The organism is Microcella alkalica, assembly GCF_014595885.1.
GTDB classification, from domain to species: domain Bacteria; phylum Actinomycetota; class Actinomycetes; order Actinomycetales; family Microbacteriaceae; genus Microcella; species Microcella alkaliphila_B.
This window is the reverse complement of record NZ_JABUKC010000001.1, coordinates 228,623-243,111: the sequence shown is the minus strand read 5'-3', so window position 1 is coordinate 243,111 and position 14,489 is coordinate 228,623. Positions and strand designations below refer to the sequence as shown.

Below are 14,489 nucleotides of genomic sequence, written 5' to 3'. Positions count from 1 at the left end.
CGCGGTTACGCTCCCTTCACGGCGTTGCGGACGAAGACGAGACGACCACGAGCACCGGGAACGGCGCCCTTGATGAGCAGCAGGCCCTTCTCGAGGTCGACGGAGTGAACCTTGAGGTTCAGGACGCTCACGCGCTCGCCACCCATGCGGCCGGCCATGCGCATGCCCTTGAAGACGCGGCTGGGGGTCGACGAGGCGCCGATCGAGCCGGGCTTGCGGTGGTTGCGGTGCGCACCGTGCGAAGCCGAGACGCCCTTGAAGTTGTGGCGCTTCATGACACCGGCGAAGCCCTTGCCCTTGCTCGTGCCGACGACGTCGACGAGCTGGCCCGCCTCGAAGATGTCGACCGCGAGCTCCTGGCCGGGCGTGTACTCGGCGGCGTCAGCGGTGCGGACCTCGGTGAGGTGGCGGCGGGGCGTGGTGCCGGCCTTCTCGAAGTGGCCGGTGAGGGGCTTCGTGACCTTGCGCGGGTCGATCGCGCCGTAGGCGATCTGGACGGCGGCGTAGCCGTCGTTCTCGACCGTGCGCACCTGCGTCACGACGTTCGGGGCGATCTCCACGACGGTGACGGGAACGAGCTTGTTGTTCTCATCCCACACCTGGGTCATGCCGAGCTTCGTGCCCAGCAGACCCTTGGTCGTCTTGGTTGCAGACATAGGGGGTTCCTTAGAGCTTGATCTCGATGTTGACGTCGGCGGGCAGGTCGAGGCGCATGAGCGAGTCGACCGCCTTCGGCGTCGGGTCGATGATGTCGATGAGACGCTTGTGCGTGCGCTTCTCGAAGTGCTCGCGGCTGTCCTTGTACTTGTGGGGCGACCGGATGACGGCGACGACGTTCTTCTCCGTCGGCAGCGGCACGGGGCCGACCACGGTGGCGCCCGCACGGGTCACGGTGTCGACGATCTTGCGCGCCGATGCGTCGAGACCAGCGTGGTCGTACGACTTAAGCCGGATGCGGATCTTCTGTCCCGCCATGCTCAACTCTCTTCCTTCTTGGACGTGATGCACCCTGACGGGCCCATCTGCGCGGAGCGCTCTCGCTGTCGCACCACTGTTCTTCTGTCAAACATCGATCTGCTGCCGCAAGCCGGTTCGGGATCGCTCCCGACCCGGGTTCCTCGCTGGGTTGGACCTCTGCTCGTCACCGACCCCCGCGCTCGGGCGTGTCGCCCTCGCCGGACACAGGGATATCCCCGGGTCGAATGGGTGTCGGTTTAAGTCGTGTTCTGCTGCCTGCGGCCTAGGCTCATCGCGGCCCGCACCTGCGAGCTGCTCGTCCTATGCACTGCCTGGCAGTGAGCCGTGCGACGAAGCACGGCGTGTGGAACTAGAAGAGTCTGCCACAGGCAGGAAACTGCTGCAACCCGGGCGTGTCGCCTCAAAGTGGAGGCCATTTCTGGCCTCCACGGCGACATCGCCCCGGGGGCCGTCCCGGCCCCCGGTTGTCGGCTCGAGCGTCACGTCCGAACCAGCGAGCAACCGCGCTCGGCGAAGCCGGCGCAGCTACTCGGAGCCGACCCGCACCCGCGCTCGGCGAAGCCGGCGCCCGCACGCGCCCGGGCTACCGCACGCCGCCGACGACCTCGCGCACGAGCGGCACCCCGACCCGGTACGCCAGCCACGCGTGCGACGGCGCGTCGAGCAGAACGACTCCCCCGCGCGAGCCGACGGTGATCTGCCCGACATCCGAGCGCCGCAGGGCGCGAGCCCCGCCCACCGTCGCGGCCGCGAGGGCCTCGAGCGGGGTGACTCCCATCTCGCGCACCGCGAGAGCGAGGGCGAGCGGCATCGACGACGAGAAGTTGGAGCCGGGGTTGCAGTCGGTCGCGATCGCGATGGCGACGCCCGCGTCGAGGAGGCGCCGGGCATCCGGGTACGGCTGTCGGGTCGAGAACTCGACGAGGGGCAGCAGGGTCGCGACCGTGCTCGAGTCGGCGAGCGCGTCGACATCGGCGTCGGTGAGGTGCGTGCAGTGGTCGACGCTCGCGGCGCCGAGCTCGACGGCGAGGGCGACTCCGCCGTCGGCGGCGAGCTGGCCGGCGTGCACGCGCAGCCCGAGTCCGGCATCCCGCCCCGCCAGCAGGATGCGCCGCGCCTCGTCGACGGTGAAGGCGCCCGAGTCGATGAAGACGTCGACCCAGCGGGCGTGGGGCGCGCACGCCGCGAGCATGTCGCCGCAGACGAGGTCGACGTAGGCGCCACGGTCGGAGGCGTACTCGGCCGGCACCACGTGGGCGCCGAGAAAGGTGGTCTCGTCGGTGACCTCGCGCGCGAGGCGCAGGGCGCGGGCCTCGTCGGCGACGGTGAGGCCGTAGCCGCTCTTGATCTCGAGCGTCGTCGTGCCCTGCGCTCGCGCCTGGGCGACGAGCGTCGTGAGCCGGGTGCGCAGCTCGTCGTCGCTCGCGGCGCGCGTCGCGGCGACCGTGGAGCGGATGCCGCCCGCCATGTACGGCCGCCCGGCCATGCGCGCCTCGAACTCGGCCGCGCGGTCGCCGGCGAAGACGAGGTGGCTGTGGCTGTCGACGAATCCGGGGATGACCGCCCCGCCACGCGCGTCGACGCGCGCGTCGGCGGGCGGCGCGTCGGCGTCGTCACCCACCCACTGCACGACGCCGTCGACGAGCACGACGGCGGCATCGTGGCGGATCGGCCGCTCGGGCTCGAAGATGACGAGCTCGCCGATGTTCGCGACGACGACGCTGCTCATGCGGGCATCCTCTCGCGGGCGCGGCTCACGCGTGGACCGGTCGTGCGGCGAGCCCCGCGAGCGCCTCGAGCACGCACAGCGCGGCGAGGCGCACGGTGCGCTGGTCGGCGGTGTCACGCGCGGCGTCGAGCTCGGTCAGGTCGATGCTCGTGACGGCCGGATGCGCGCCCGCGAGCCGCGCGGCCGTGCGCAGCTCGATCGCGCTGAGGCCGCCGGGCACGCTCGCCGGGCAGCCGGGGGCGACGCTGCGGTCGCAGACGTCGAGGTCGAGGTCGACGTGCACGGGGCCGCCCGCCGACGCGGCGCGGTCGAGCGCCGCGGTCATCGCGGCCTCGATCGGGGTGCGCAGCAGCTCGGCCCGGGTGACGACGGTGACGCCGTTCTCGGCGGCGCGCTCCGCGTAGGCGCGCGAGTTCGCGAGCGGCTCGATGCCGAGCTGGCTCACCCGAGTGCCCGCGAGCCCGGCCTCGAGCAGCCGTCGCACCGGCGAGCCGTTGCTGGTTCCGTCGCGCAGGTCGTGGTGAGCATCCAGCGTCACGAGGCCCGCGGTCGCGATCGCGTCGCCCCACGCCCCGAGGGCGGTCGGCACCGTCGCGGCGTTGTCGCCTCCGAGCACGATGACGAGGGATGCGGTGGCCGCGACCTCGGCGACGCGTGCGGTCGCGGCCGCCTCCCCTTCGCCGTCGGGCTCGGGCACGTCGCCGGCGTCGAGCACGACGAGGGCCGAGCCGTCGGGCCGGGCGAGCGCGTCGGCGGAGTAGGAGCGCAGAGCATCCCGGATCGCCGCCGGAGTCGTGTGCGCCCCGCCCGGCGTGAGCGAGGTGCGCCAGGTGGGGATGCCCAGCAGCACCGCATCCGCCCGCGCGCCCGCCGCCCAGGCCGGCCAGTCGCCCGCGCGGGGCCAGAGCGGGTCGTGCGCGAGTGAGGTCACGCGCCCTCCCGCATCGGGATGCGCACGCCGTACTGCTCGACGACGCCCTCGCCCTCGGTGTAGCCGGCGTCGATGTGGCGGATCACGCCCATGCCCGGGTCGTTCGTCAGCACGCGCTGCACCTTCTGCGCGGCGAGCGCCGTGCCGTCGGCGACGACGACCTGCCCGGCGTGGATCGAGCGGCCGATGCCGACTCCGCCGCCGTGGTGGATCGACACCCACGTCGCCCCGCTCGCGGTGTTGACGAGCGCGTTGAGCAGCGGCCAGTCGGCGATCGCGTCGCTGCCGTCGAGCATCGCCTCGGTCTCGCGGTACGGGCTCGCGACGCTGCCCGAGTCGAGGTGGTCGCGGCCGATCGCGACGGGCGCGCTGAGCTCGCCCGAGGCGACCATGTCGTTGAAGCGCTCGCCCGCCTTGTCGCGCTCGCCGTAGCCGAGCCAGCAGATGCGGGCGGGCAGGCCCTGGAAGCGGATGCGCTCCTGCGCCATCGGGATCCAGCGCTGCAGGCTCTCGTTCTCGGGGAACAGCTCGAGCACCGCACGGTCGGTCGCGGCGATGTCCTTCGCGTCGCCGCTCAGCGCCGCCCAGCGGAACGGGCCCTTGCCCTGCGCGAAGAGCGGGCGGATGTACGCGGGTACGAACCCGGGGAACGCGAACGCGTCGGCGAACCCGGCGGCGCGAGCCTCGGTGCGGATGTTGTTGCCGTAGTCGAACACCTCGGCCCCGGCGCGCTGGAACCCGACCATCGCCTCGACCTGCACCGCCATCGACGCGCGCGCGGCGGCCGCGAACCCGATCGGGTCGCGCTCGCGCGCCGCGTGCCAGTCGTCCATCGTGTGGTCGAGCGGCAGGTACGCGAGCGGGTCGTGCGCGCTCGTCTGATCGGTGATGATGTCGATGGGGGCGCCCATCGCGAGCAGCGCGGGGAAGACCGCGGCGGCGTTGCCCTCGATGCCGATGGAGAGCGCGCGCCGAGCATCCCGCGCCTGGATCGCCAGCTCGAGCGCGTGCTCGAGGGAGTCGGCGCGCACGTCGAGGTAGCGGTGCTCGATGCGGCGGGCGATGCGGCTCGGGTCGACGTCGACGCACAGGGCGACGCCGCCGTTCATGGTGACGGCGAGGGGCTGGGCGCCGCCCATGCCGCCGAGCCCGCCGGTGAGGGTGATCGTGCCGGCGAGGGTGCCGCCGAACTTTTGCTCGGCCACCGCGGCGAAGGTCTCGAAGGTGCCCTGCACGATGCCCTGCGTGCCGATGTAGATCCACGAGCCTGCCGTCATCTGGCCGTACATGGTGAGCCCGAGCTGCTCGAGTCGCCGGAACTCGTCCCAGTTCGCCCAGTCGCCGACGAGGTTCGAGTTGGCGATGAGCACGCGCGGCGCCCACTCGTGCGTCTGCATGACGCCGACCGGGCGACCCGACTGCACGAGCATCGTCTCGTCGCCCTTGAGGGTCGCGAGGGTGCGCTGCAGGGCGTCGAAGCTCGCCCAGTCACGGGCCGCCTTGCCGGTGCCGCCGTAGACGACGAGCTCGTCGGGGTGCTCGGCGACCTCCGGGTCGAGGTTGTTCTGCAGCATGCGCAGAGCGCCCTCCTGCTGCCAGCCGAGCGTGTGCAGCTGCGTGCCGCGGTGGGCGCGCACGGGGCGGGGGCCGGATGCGGTGGTCGCGGCGGCGGCGTCGGTGCCGCCTGCGGGGGTGCTGGTCAGGATGCTCATGAGAGGCCTTTCGTGCGTGACGGGTCAGACGAGCTCGGGAACGACCGAGCGGGCGGCGGCGAGCAGCGCACCGCTCTGGGTGAGGGCGACGGCGCGCTCGATCTCGGGCGCGAGATAGCGGTCGGGGCCGGGGCCCTCGACCTCGGCGCGCAGGGCGGCGACGACTGAGGCCGTCGCCGGCGCCGGCTCGAGCCCGCGCAGGTCGAGAGCCCGCGCGGCGGTGAGCGCCTCGATCGCGACGACGCGGCTCAGCCCGTCGATCGCGCGGCGCAGCTTGCGGCCCGACGACCAGCCCATCGACACGTGGTCCTCCTGCATCGCGCTCGACGGGATCGAGTCGACGCTCGCCGGGTTCGCGAGCCGCTTGAGCTCGCTCACGATGCCGGCCTGCGTGTACTGAGCGATCATGTGTCCCGAGTCGACGCCCGGGTCGTGCGCGAGGAACGGCGGCAGCCCCGCATTGCGAGCCGTGTCGAGGAACCGATCGGTGCGCCGCTCGCTCATGCTCGCGAGGTCGGCGACGGCGATCGCGAGGAAGTCGAGCACGTACGCCACGGGAGCCCCGTGGAAGTTGCCGTTCGACTCGACCCGGCCGTCGAGCGTGACCACCGGGTTGTCGATCGCGCTCGCGAGCTCGCGGCTCGCGACGAGGGCAGCGTGCGCCATCGTGTCGCGCACGGCGCCGTGCACCTGGGGCGCGCAGCGCAGCGAGTAAGCGTCCTGCACGCGCGTGCAATCGTCGGTGCGGTGGCTCGCGACGACGGCTGAGCCGGCGAGGGCGGCGCGCAGGTTCGCGGCGCTCGTCGCCTGACCGGGGTGGGGGCGCAGCTCGTGCAGCTCCGACGCGAACACGGCGTCGGTGCCGAGCTGGCCCTCGACGCTCATGGCCGCGGCGAGGTCGGCGGTGGCGACGAGCACGTCGAGGTCGGCGAGGGCGAGGCAGAGCATCCCGAGCATGCCGTCGGTGCCGTTGATGAGGGCGAGGCCCTCCTTTTCCTGCAGCTGCAGGGGGCGGATGCCCGCCGCCGCGAGCGCGTCGCCGGCGGCCACGCGGTCTCCCGCGGCGTCGCGGACCCAGCCCTCGCCCATCGCGGCGAGCGCGCAGTGCGCGAGCGGCGCGAGGTCGCCGGAGCAGCCGAGGCTGCCGTACTCCCCCACGATCGGCGTGAGCCCCGCGTTGATCATCGCGGCGTAGGTCTCGGCGACCACCGGTCGCGCGCCGGTGCGGCCGGTCGCGAGCGTCGCAAGGCGCAGCAGCATCGTGGCGCGCACGACCTCGCGCTCGACCTCGGCGCCCGAGCTCGCCGCGTGCGAGCGCACGAGCGAGCGCTGCAGCTCGGCGCGCTTGGCGAGCGGGATGTGCGTGGTCGCGAGGGCGCCGAACCCCGTCGAGACGCCGTAGTGGGGCACGGGGTCGTGCGCGAGCCCCTCGATGAGCGCACGGGTCGCGGCCATGTCGGCCAGGGCATCCGCTGCGAGCTCGACGGCCGCGTCGTGGCGCGCGACGGCGACGACCTCGTCGCGGGTGAGGGGTCGATGGCCGACGGTGATGCGCATGGGGCCATGCTCGCGGCCGTGCGCGCCGCGGTCAGCGCCCCGCGCGATAAAGTGTCTGAGATTTCAGACGATGTTCACGCCGTCGCCGCGGGGAGGAGGGCGCCGTGACCGACGTTCCCGCCGCGCGCGCCGCGCTGCGCATCGTCACGCACCTCGCCCACCACAGTGACCCGGTGCCGGCGTCGACCATCGCGCGCGACCTCGGGCTGCCCCGGTCGTCGACGTACCAGCTCATCCGAGTGCTACAGGAGGAGGGCTACGTCGTGCACTACCCCGAGCTTCGCGCGTACGGGCTCGGCGGAGTCGTCGCCGAGATCGGGTCAAGCGTGCTGCAGGCGAGCCGGCTCGCGCGGCTCGCGGGCTCGCTCATCGAGCGGCTCGTCGCCGAGGCGGGCGTGCCGACCGTTGCGCAGCTCGCGGTGCTGAGCGGCTCCGACGTGTCGTACGTCGGCCAGGCCTCCGCCCCGCGGGCCCCGACGACGGTCGCTCGCGTCGGCGTGCGGCTGCCCGCGCACCTCACGGCGACTGGCCGCGCGATGCTCGCCGCCCTGCCCGCCGCGCAGGTGCGCGCGCTCTACCCGCACCGCGACGCGCTCATCACCCGACACGGCATCGGGCCGTCGACGCTGCGGGAGCTCGACGGCATCCTCGCCGAGGCGCGCGGGCGCGGCTGGGCAGGGGAGCACGGCGAGATCACGCCCGAGTACTCCTCCGTCGCGGCGGCGGCGACCGATCGCAGCGGCTACCCGAGCGCCGGCATCGGCCTGACCTATCGGGGCGAGGCGGTGGATGCTCGCACCGAGGCCGCACTCGCCCGCGCGGTACGCGCGGCCGCCGACGCCCTCACGGCACGCCTCACCGGGCGCTAGCTGGTCGCCGCAGCGGCCGGAGCCGGTGCCGCGCGCACAGGCAGCGCCCGCAGGATGAGCAGCTCGGTCACGAGCACCCCGATCACGGCGGCGACGAAGAGGACGAGCCCGGCGGTCGCGGCGATCACCACGACGAGGCCGAACCACGAGTCGAGCGAGGTGGAGGCGATGCCGATGAGCACGCCGACGTTGACGAGGTTCGCCACGACGAGCGAGCCGAGGTGCACGAGCACCCGCACCCACGTCGGCCGGCGTCGCAGCACGATCGCGAAGACGACGAGCAGCGCCGCCCACACCCCGACGGCGATCCCGGTCGGGCCGAGCAGGAACCGCAGCGCCTCCTCGAGCCGGTAGGCGACGTCGCCCTCGCCGGCGCCGAACACGAGGGCGTAGCCGAGCACGGCGATGAGCACCGTGATGAGGAGGATCGAGACGACCTCGACCGTGATGCGCGCGCCCATGCGATCAGCCTTTCGCCGGGCATCCGCTGATGACGGATGCTCTGCGGCGACCATATCGCCCCCGATGCCGCACCGCACGGAGCCGGGAACGACGAAGCGGGGGCCGGGCAAAAGCCCGACCCCCGCTCGCGATGGTGCGAAGAACTACTTGATGATCTTCGTGACCGTGCCGGCGCCCACGGTGCGGCCACCCTCACGGATGGCGAAGCCGAGGCCCTCCTCCATGGCGATGGGCTGGATCAGCTCGACCGTCATGTCGGTGGTGTCGCCGGGCATGACCATCTCGGTGCCCTCGGGCAGCGAGATGACGCCGGTGACGTCGGTGGTGCGGAAGTAGAACTGCGGGCGGTAGTTCGTGTAGAAGGGGTTGTGACGGCCACCCTCGTCCTTCGAGAGGATGTACGCGGTGCCCTCGAAGTTGGTGTGAGGGGTGACCGAACCCGGCTTCACGACGACCTGGCCGCGCTCGACGTCCTCGCGCTTGGTGCCGCGGAGGAGCAGACCACAGTTCTCGCCGGCCCAGGCCTCGTCGAGCTGCTTGTGGAACATCTCGATACCCGTGACCGTGGTCTTCTGCGTCGGGCGGATGCCGACGATCTCGACCTCGGAGTTGATCGCGAGCGTGCCGCGCTCGGCGCGACCCGTCACGACCGTGCCACGGCCGGTGATGGTGAAGACGTCCTCGATGGGCATGAGGAACGGCTTGTCCTTGTCACGCACCGGGTCCGGGATGGACTCGTCGACGGCGTCCATGAGGTCGAGGATGGACTGGGTCCACTTCTCGTCGCCCTCGAGGGCCTGCAGGCCCGAGACGCGCACGACGGGCGCGTTGTCGCCGTCGAAGCCCTGGCTCGAGAGGAGCTCGCGCACCTCGATCTCGACGAGCTCGAGGATCTCCTCGTCGTCGACCATGTCGCTCTTGTTCAGCGCGACGAGCAGGTACGGCACGCCGACCTGCTTGGCGAGCAGCACGTGCTCGCGCGTCTGGGCCATGGGGCCGTCGGTCGCGGCGACCACGAGGATCGCGCCATCCATCTGCGCGGCACCCGTGATCATGTTCTTGATGTAGTCGGCGTGACCGGGGGCGTCGACGTGAGCGTAGTGACGCTTGGGCGTCTCGTACTCGACGTGCGAGATGTTGATCGTGATACCGCGCTGACGCTCCTCGGGAGCCGAGTCGATCGACGCGAAGTCACGCTGCACGTTCGTCGCCGAGGGGTACTTGTCGGCAAGCACCTTCGAGATGGCGGCGGTCAGGGTGGTCTTGCCGTGGTCGACGTGACCGATCGTTCCGATGTTGACGTGCGGCTTGGTCCGCTCGAACTTGGCCTTACCCACTGTGGGTCCTCCTCAGGACTCGTCTGCAGGCATCCGTGGTCTCGGATGCTCTGCGATTTGGTGTGTGTTTATCGTAGCGAGGCTCTGCGAGCCCCGTTGAGGTCGAGTGGCTACTCGCCCTTGCTCTTCTGGACGATCTCGTCGGCGACAGCCTTCGGGACCTCCGCGTAGCTGTCGAACGTCATCGAGTAGACCGCGCGGCCCGAGGTCTTCGAGCGCAGGTCGCCGACGTATCCGAACATCTCCGACAGCGGCACGAGGGCGCGGACGACCTTCACGCCCGTCGCGTCCTCCATCGACTGGATCTGACCGCGGCGGGAGTTCAGGTCGCCGATGACGTCGCCCATGTACTCCTCGGGGGTGCGCACCTCGACCGCCATGAGCGGCTCGAGGAGCACGGGGTTCGCCTTGCGCGCGGCCTCCTTGAAGGCCATCGAGCCGGCGATCTTGAACGCCATCTCCGAGGAGTCGACGTCGTGCGCTGCACCGTCGACGAGCGTCGCCTTGACGCCCACCGTCGGGAAGCCGGCGAGCACGCCGACCTGCATCGCGTCCTGGATGCCCGCGTCGACCGAGGGGATGTACTCGCGCGGCACGCGACCACCGGTGACGGCGTTCACGAACTCGTAGCTCGTCTCCGGGGTGACCTCGAGCGGCTCGAGCGAGATCTGCACCTTCGCGAACTGACCCGACCCACCGGTCTGCTTCTTGTGGGTGTAGTCGTACTTCTCGATAGTGCGACGGATCGTCTCGCGGTAGGCCACCTGGGGCTTGCCGACGTTGGCCTCGACGTTGAACTCGCGCTTCATGCGGTCGACGAGGATGTCGAGGTGCAGCTCGCCCATGCCCTTGATGACCGTCTGACCGGTCTCCTGGTTGAGCTCGGTGCGGAACGTCGGGTCCTCCTCGGCGAGCTTCTGGATCGCCGTGCCGAGCTTCTCCTGGTCAGCCTTCGTCTTGGGCTCGATGGCGACCTCGATGACCGGCTCGGGGAACGTCATCGACTCGAGCACGACCTGCTGGTTCGGGTCGCACAGCGTGTCGCCCGTGGTCGTGTCCTTGAGGCCGATGACCGCGTAGATGTGACCGGCGGTCACGCTCTCGACGGGGTTCTCCTTGTTGGCGTGCATCTGGAAGATCTTGCCGATGCGCTCCTTCTTGCCCTTGGTCGAGTTGACGACCTGGGCGCCCGACTCGATCGTGCCCGAGTACACGCGCACGTAGGTGAGACGGCCGAAGAACGGGTGCACAGCGACCTTGAACGCGAGGGCCGCGAAGGGCTCCTTCGCGTCGGCCTTGCGCACGATCTCCTTCTCCTCGTCGCGCGGGTCGTGCGCGACGGTGTCGGGAACGTCGAGCGGGCTCGGCAGGTAGTCGACGACCGCGTCGAGCATGGGCTGCACGCCGCGGTTCTTGAACGCCGAGCCGCAGAGCACCGGGTAGATCTCCGAGGCGATCGTCATCTTGCGGATGGCGCCCTTGATCTCGGCGACCGTGAGCTCCTCACCGCCGAAGAACTTCTCCAGCAGCGCGTCATCCGACTCGGCGACGGTCTCGAGGAGGGCCTGGCGGTACTCCTCGGCCTTCTCCTTCATGTCGGCCGGGATCTCCTGGATCTCGTACGAGGCACCCATGGTCACGTCGCCCTTGGCGTCGCCGGGCCACACGAGGGCGCGCATCTCGACGAGGTCGACGACGCCCGTGAAGGTCGACTCGAACCCGATCGGCAGCTGGATGACCAGCGGCTTCGCGCCGAGGCGCTTCACGATCGTGTCGACGGTGAAGTAGAAGTCGGCGCCGAGCTTGTCCATCTTGTTGACGAAGCAGATGCGGGGCACGTCGTACTTGTCGGCCTGGCGCCACACGGTCTCCGACTGGGGCTCGACGCCCTCCTTGCCGTCGAACACGGCGACGGCGCCGTCGAGGACGCGCAGCGAGCGCTCGACCTCGACGGTGAAGTCGACGTGACCGGGGGTGTCGATGATGTTGATCTGGGTGCCGTTCCAGAAGCACGTCGTCGCGGCCGACGTGATCGTGATGCCGCGCTCCTGCTCCTGCGCCATCCAGTCCATCGTCGAGGCGCCGTCGTGGGTCTCACCGATCTTGTGGTTCACACCCGTGTAGAACAGGATGCGCTCGGTCGTGGTGGTCTTGCCGGCATCGATGTGGGCCATGATGCCGATGTTGCGGACCTTCTTCAGGTCGGTGAGCACGTCAAGTGCCACGGGGGGTTCCTCCGGTCGTGTCGAGAGAATCGGGGCGGCGGGGGCGGCCGTCGTGCGGCCCGCCCCCGCCTCACCGTGCTGTTACCAGCGGTAGTGCGCGAAGGCCTTGTTCGACTCAGCCATCTTGTGCGTGTCCTCGCGGCGCTTCACCGCGGCGCCGAGGCCGTTCGAAGCGTCGAGGATCTCGTTCATGAGGCGCTCGGTCATCGTCTTCTCGCGACGAGCCTTCGCGTAGCTCGTGAGCCAGCGCAGCGCGAGCGTGTTCGCGCGGTGCGGCTTGACCTCGACGGGCACCTGGTAGGTCGAGCCGCCGACGCGGCGCGAGCGGACCTCGAGGGTGGGGCGCACGTTGTCGAGCGCCTTCTTGAGCACGGCCACGGCATCCTGACCCGACTTGGCGGCCACGCCCTCGAGCGCACCGTAGACGATGCGCTCGGCGAGGCCCTTCTTGCCGTCGAGGAGGATCTTGTTGACGAGCTGGCTGACGATCGGCGCCCCGTAGACGGGGTCGGCGACGACGGGGCGCTTCGGAGCGGGACCCTTGCGAGGCATTACTTCTTCTCCATCTTCGCGCCGTAGCGGCTGCGCGCCTGCTTGCGGTTCTTCACGGCCTGGGTGTCGAGCGCGCCGCGCACGATCTTGTAGCGAACGCCGGGGAGGTCCTTCACACGACCGCCGCGGACGAGCACCATCGAGTGCTCCTGCAGGTTGTGGCCCTCACCGGGGATGTAGGCCGTGACCTCGGTGCCGTTCGAGAGCTTCACGCGCGCGACCTTGCGGAGCGCCGAGTTCGGCTTCTTGGGCGTGGTCGTGTACACACGGGTGCACACGCCGCGCTGCTGCGGGTTGGCCTTGAGCGCCGGCGCCTTGGTCTTGACGACCTTCGGCGTGCGGCCCTTGCGGACCAGCTGCTGAATAGTGGGCAAAGTTGCTCCTTGGAAATGCTGCACGGTGACAGCGGTTGCGGTTGGTTGTTCCCCGACTCGCCGTGGCGATGACGGGCTCACGCGGAATCCGACGATGATCGATGAGGATCGGTGGCGGACATGCCGTGGGGGTGTGGCTCGACGGCTCTCGAGGCGTCGCGGGCGATGCTGCGAGAGGCGCGGTCGTCAGTGACCCTTCATGCGGATGCTCCGCCTCGCGCCGCCCGCACCGCTCTCACGGCACAGCACAAGCGCGTGCGAATGCACACACGCAGTCAAGAATAGGCGCAGGGCCGTGCGGGGTCAAACGGCCGGAGCCACGGACGGCACCGTGCCCCTCGCCTCGGCGAGCTCGCGCTCGTAGGCGGCGCGCGCCTCCGCGTTGTGCGCCTTCGCGCGGCGCCCGTGGCGGGCGACGAGCCCGCCCACCCAGATCGGCACCTCGCGCGCCGCGATCGCGGCCGCCCAGCCGAGCGGGTTCGTGACCTGCAGCAGCAGGAACTGCTGCAGCTGCGCGGGGCTCGCCCCGGTCGCCTCGGCGCTCAGCACCGTGGAGGCCAGGAAGACGAGGTAGACGAGCGCCGCCACGACGAACCCGCCGAGCACGTGCGCCCACCAGCCGGCGCGATTGGTGATCAGCACGAGCACGACGTAGGCGACGGTGAAGGCGATGACGGGCATCCAGAAGCTGGGCGTCGTGGCGAAGACCTGCACGCGCTCGGCGAGCGCCGTCGGCCCGCCGATGCCGATGAAGAGCGCCGCGAGCGCGCCGTACAGGATCGTGAACACGAGGCTCGAGGCGAGCGCGACGCCGACGCCGAACCCGCGCGAGCCGCGCTTGCGCGGCGGCTGCGGGGCGGGCACGTAGACGACGCGCTCGGGCTGCGGGGCCGCGTCGGTGACGGCGGCTGGCGCGGCCGCGTGGTCGCGGGCGGGCTCCTGCGGATGCTCGGCCTCGGCGGGCTGCGCGGCGACCACCGGCTCGGCCGACGCCGCCGGCGGCGCGGACTCCGGTGCGGTCGGGACCTCCGGGGTCGCGTCAGCGGCGCGGTCGTGCTCGGTCATCGTCAGCCTTTCGTCGTCAGCGCGATCCTCCCAGGCTACGGCGACGGGCTGGCGCTCGGCTCGGAGCTCGGCTGCTCGCTGGGCTCGGTCGCAGGCTGCTCGCCCTCGACCGCGCCGGCGTCGACCGCGGGCAGCGCCGCGCCCTCCTCCGGCAGCACGAAGATGTAGCCCTCAAGCGTGACCTTGCCGGTGTCGGCGTCGTCGCCGGTCGAGAACCGACCGACCCACATGAGTCGCGGGCCGAACTGCGCCGCCTTCATGAACTCCGCCAGGCCCTCGGGCGGACCGATCGCACCGACGCGCACGGGGATGCCGACGAGATCGGTGATGCCGAGCGGCTCGAGCTGCTCGGCCGCGATGAGCACCGGCGGATCGGCGTTCACCTCGTTGAGAGCGACGCCCGACGCCTCGGCGAGCTGGTTGAGCTGACCGAGCAGGGTCGAGAGCTCCGGCGCCTGGGGGATCTCGACGCGCAGATCCTCCAGCTCGCGCTCGAGCTGCGGCAGGTTCTCGGAGAGCTCGCGGAGCTCGACGAGCACGGCCTCGTACTGCGCGTTGACGGTCGCGACGCCCTGTCGCTCGGTGTTCGCCGCGGCGGCCTCGGCCAGTCGCGGCTGCACGCCGAGGAACCAGCCGCCGAGCAGCAGCAGCGCGGCGACGAAGGCGGCGCCTATGATCCACAGTCTCAGGATCGACAT

General features: G+C 71.1%; 14 protein-coding genes. 1 reads left to right on the top strand and 13 read right to left on the bottom strand.

From position 1 onward, the window contains the following. Positions 1-5: 5 nt before the first annotated feature. The 6 genes from rplC to hutH form a co-directional block, all read right to left on the bottom strand. Entirely contained in the window at positions 6-656 is a 651-nt protein-coding gene (rplC, locus tag ID804_RS01130; RefSeq protein WP_169077129.1) for a 50S ribosomal protein L3, read from the bottom strand. A gap of 10 nt (positions 657-666) precedes the next feature. Further along, on the bottom strand, positions 667-975 hold the full coding sequence (gene rpsJ / locus ID804_RS01125) for a 30S ribosomal protein S10 (RefSeq protein ID WP_096420529.1): 309 nt from the start codon (positions 973-975) through the stop codon (positions 667-669). 586 nt (positions 976-1,561) lie between these two features. Beyond that, complete coding sequence (hutI, locus tag ID804_RS01120) at positions 1,562-2,707, bottom strand: imidazolonepropionase (RefSeq protein ID WP_169077128.1); 1,146 nt, start codon at positions 2,705-2,707, stop codon at positions 1,562-1,564. A 25-nt stretch (positions 2,708-2,732) separates the two neighbouring features. Then, a complete protein-coding gene (locus tag ID804_RS01115) occupies positions 2,733-3,638 on the bottom strand; it encodes an arginase family protein (RefSeq protein ID WP_169077127.1) in 906 nt (301 codons plus the stop codon). After that, on the bottom strand, positions 3,635-5,350 hold the full coding sequence (gene hutU / locus ID804_RS01110; RefSeq protein WP_169077126.1) for a urocanate hydratase: 1,716 nt from the start codon (positions 5,348-5,350) through the stop codon (positions 3,635-3,637). Before hutU ends, ID804_RS01115 begins: the two co-directional genes overlap by 4 nt. A gap of 24 nt (positions 5,351-5,374) precedes the next feature. Further along, the gene (hutH, locus tag ID804_RS01105; RefSeq protein WP_169077125.1) at positions 5,375-6,907 is read right to left on the bottom strand and encodes a histidine ammonia-lyase; all 1,533 of its coding nucleotides are present in this window, start codon (positions 6,905-6,907) and stop codon (positions 5,375-5,377) included. Between the two features lie 104 nt (positions 6,908-7,011). On the opposite strand from hutH, the gene ID804_RS01100 reads away from it, so the two are divergent. Next, positions 7,012-7,776: an IclR family transcriptional regulator gene (locus ID804_RS01100; RefSeq protein WP_169077124.1), complete on the top strand. Its 765-nt coding sequence runs from the start codon at positions 7,012-7,014 to the stop codon at positions 7,774-7,776. On the opposite strand, the gene ID804_RS01095 is transcribed toward ID804_RS01100, so the two are convergent. The 7 genes from ID804_RS01095 to pilO form a co-directional block, all read right to left on the bottom strand. Further along, positions 7,773-8,237: a hypothetical protein gene (locus ID804_RS01095; protein ID WP_169077123.1), complete on the bottom strand. Its 465-nt coding sequence runs from the start codon at positions 8,235-8,237 to the stop codon at positions 7,773-7,775. The genes ID804_RS01100 and ID804_RS01095 overlap by 4 nt on opposite strands. Before the next feature lie 144 nt (positions 8,238-8,381). Beyond that, positions 8,382-9,575, bottom strand: coding sequence for an elongation factor Tu (gene tuf / locus ID804_RS01090; protein WP_169077122.1), 1,194 nt, complete (start codon positions 9,573-9,575; stop codon positions 8,382-8,384). Positions 9,576-9,685: 110 nt separating this feature from the next. Then, positions 9,686-11,800, bottom strand: a complete 2,115-nt coding sequence (gene fusA, locus ID804_RS01085) for an elongation factor G (RefSeq protein ID WP_169077121.1) — start codon at positions 11,798-11,800, stop codon at positions 9,686-9,688. A gap of 81 nt (positions 11,801-11,881) precedes the next feature. Beyond that, positions 11,882-12,352 (bottom strand): 30S ribosomal protein S7, encoded by a 471-nt coding sequence (gene rpsG, locus ID804_RS01080; RefSeq protein WP_047561485.1) that lies wholly within the window; start codon positions 12,350-12,352, stop codon positions 11,882-11,884. Further along, complete coding sequence (gene rpsL / locus ID804_RS01075) at positions 12,352-12,726, bottom strand: 30S ribosomal protein S12 (protein WP_055964941.1); 375 nt, start codon at positions 12,724-12,726, stop codon at positions 12,352-12,354. Before rpsL ends, rpsG begins: the two co-directional genes overlap by 1 nt. Positions 12,727-13,029: 303 nt before the next feature. Continuing rightward, positions 13,030-13,791 (bottom strand): hypothetical protein, encoded by a 762-nt coding sequence (locus ID804_RS01070; protein WP_169077120.1) that lies wholly within the window; start codon positions 13,789-13,791, stop codon positions 13,030-13,032. Between the two features lie 35 nt (positions 13,792-13,826). Further along, the gene (pilO, locus tag ID804_RS01065) at positions 13,827-14,489 is read right to left on the bottom strand and encodes a type 4a pilus biogenesis protein PilO (RefSeq protein WP_169077119.1); all 663 of its coding nucleotides are present in this window, start codon (positions 14,487-14,489) and stop codon (positions 13,827-13,829) included.

Coding starts and splice junctions, on each gene's coding strand:
- rplC (WP_169077129.1), bottom strand. CDS start 656: ATGTCTGCAACCAAGACGACCAAGGGTCTGCTGGGCACGAAGCTCGGC.
- hutU (WP_169077126.1), bottom strand. CDS start 5,350: ATGAGCATCCTGACCAGCACCCCCGCAGGCGGCACCGACGCCGCCGCC.
- pilO (WP_169077119.1), bottom strand. CDS start 14,489: ATGTCGATCCTGAGACTGTGGATCATAGGCGCCGCCTTCGTCGCCGCG.
- hutH (WP_169077125.1), bottom strand. CDS start 6,907: ATGCGCATCACCGTCGGCCATCGACCCCTCACCCGCGACGAGGTCGTC.
- rpsG (WP_047561485.1), bottom strand. CDS start 12,352: ATGCCTCGCAAGGGTCCCGCTCCGAAGCGCCCCGTCGTCGCCGACCCC.
- rpsJ (WP_096420529.1), bottom strand. CDS start 975: ATGGCGGGACAGAAGATCCGCATCCGGCTTAAGTCGTACGACCACGCT.
- ID804_RS01095 (WP_169077123.1), bottom strand. CDS start 8,237: ATGGGCGCGCGCATCACGGTCGAGGTCGTCTCGATCCTCCTCATCACG.
- ID804_RS01070 (WP_169077120.1), bottom strand. CDS start 13,791: ATGACCGAGCACGACCGCGCCGCTGACGCGACCCCGGAGGTCCCGACC.
- hutI (WP_169077128.1), bottom strand. CDS start 2,707: ATGAGCAGCGTCGTCGTCGCGAACATCGGCGAGCTCGTCATCTTCGAG.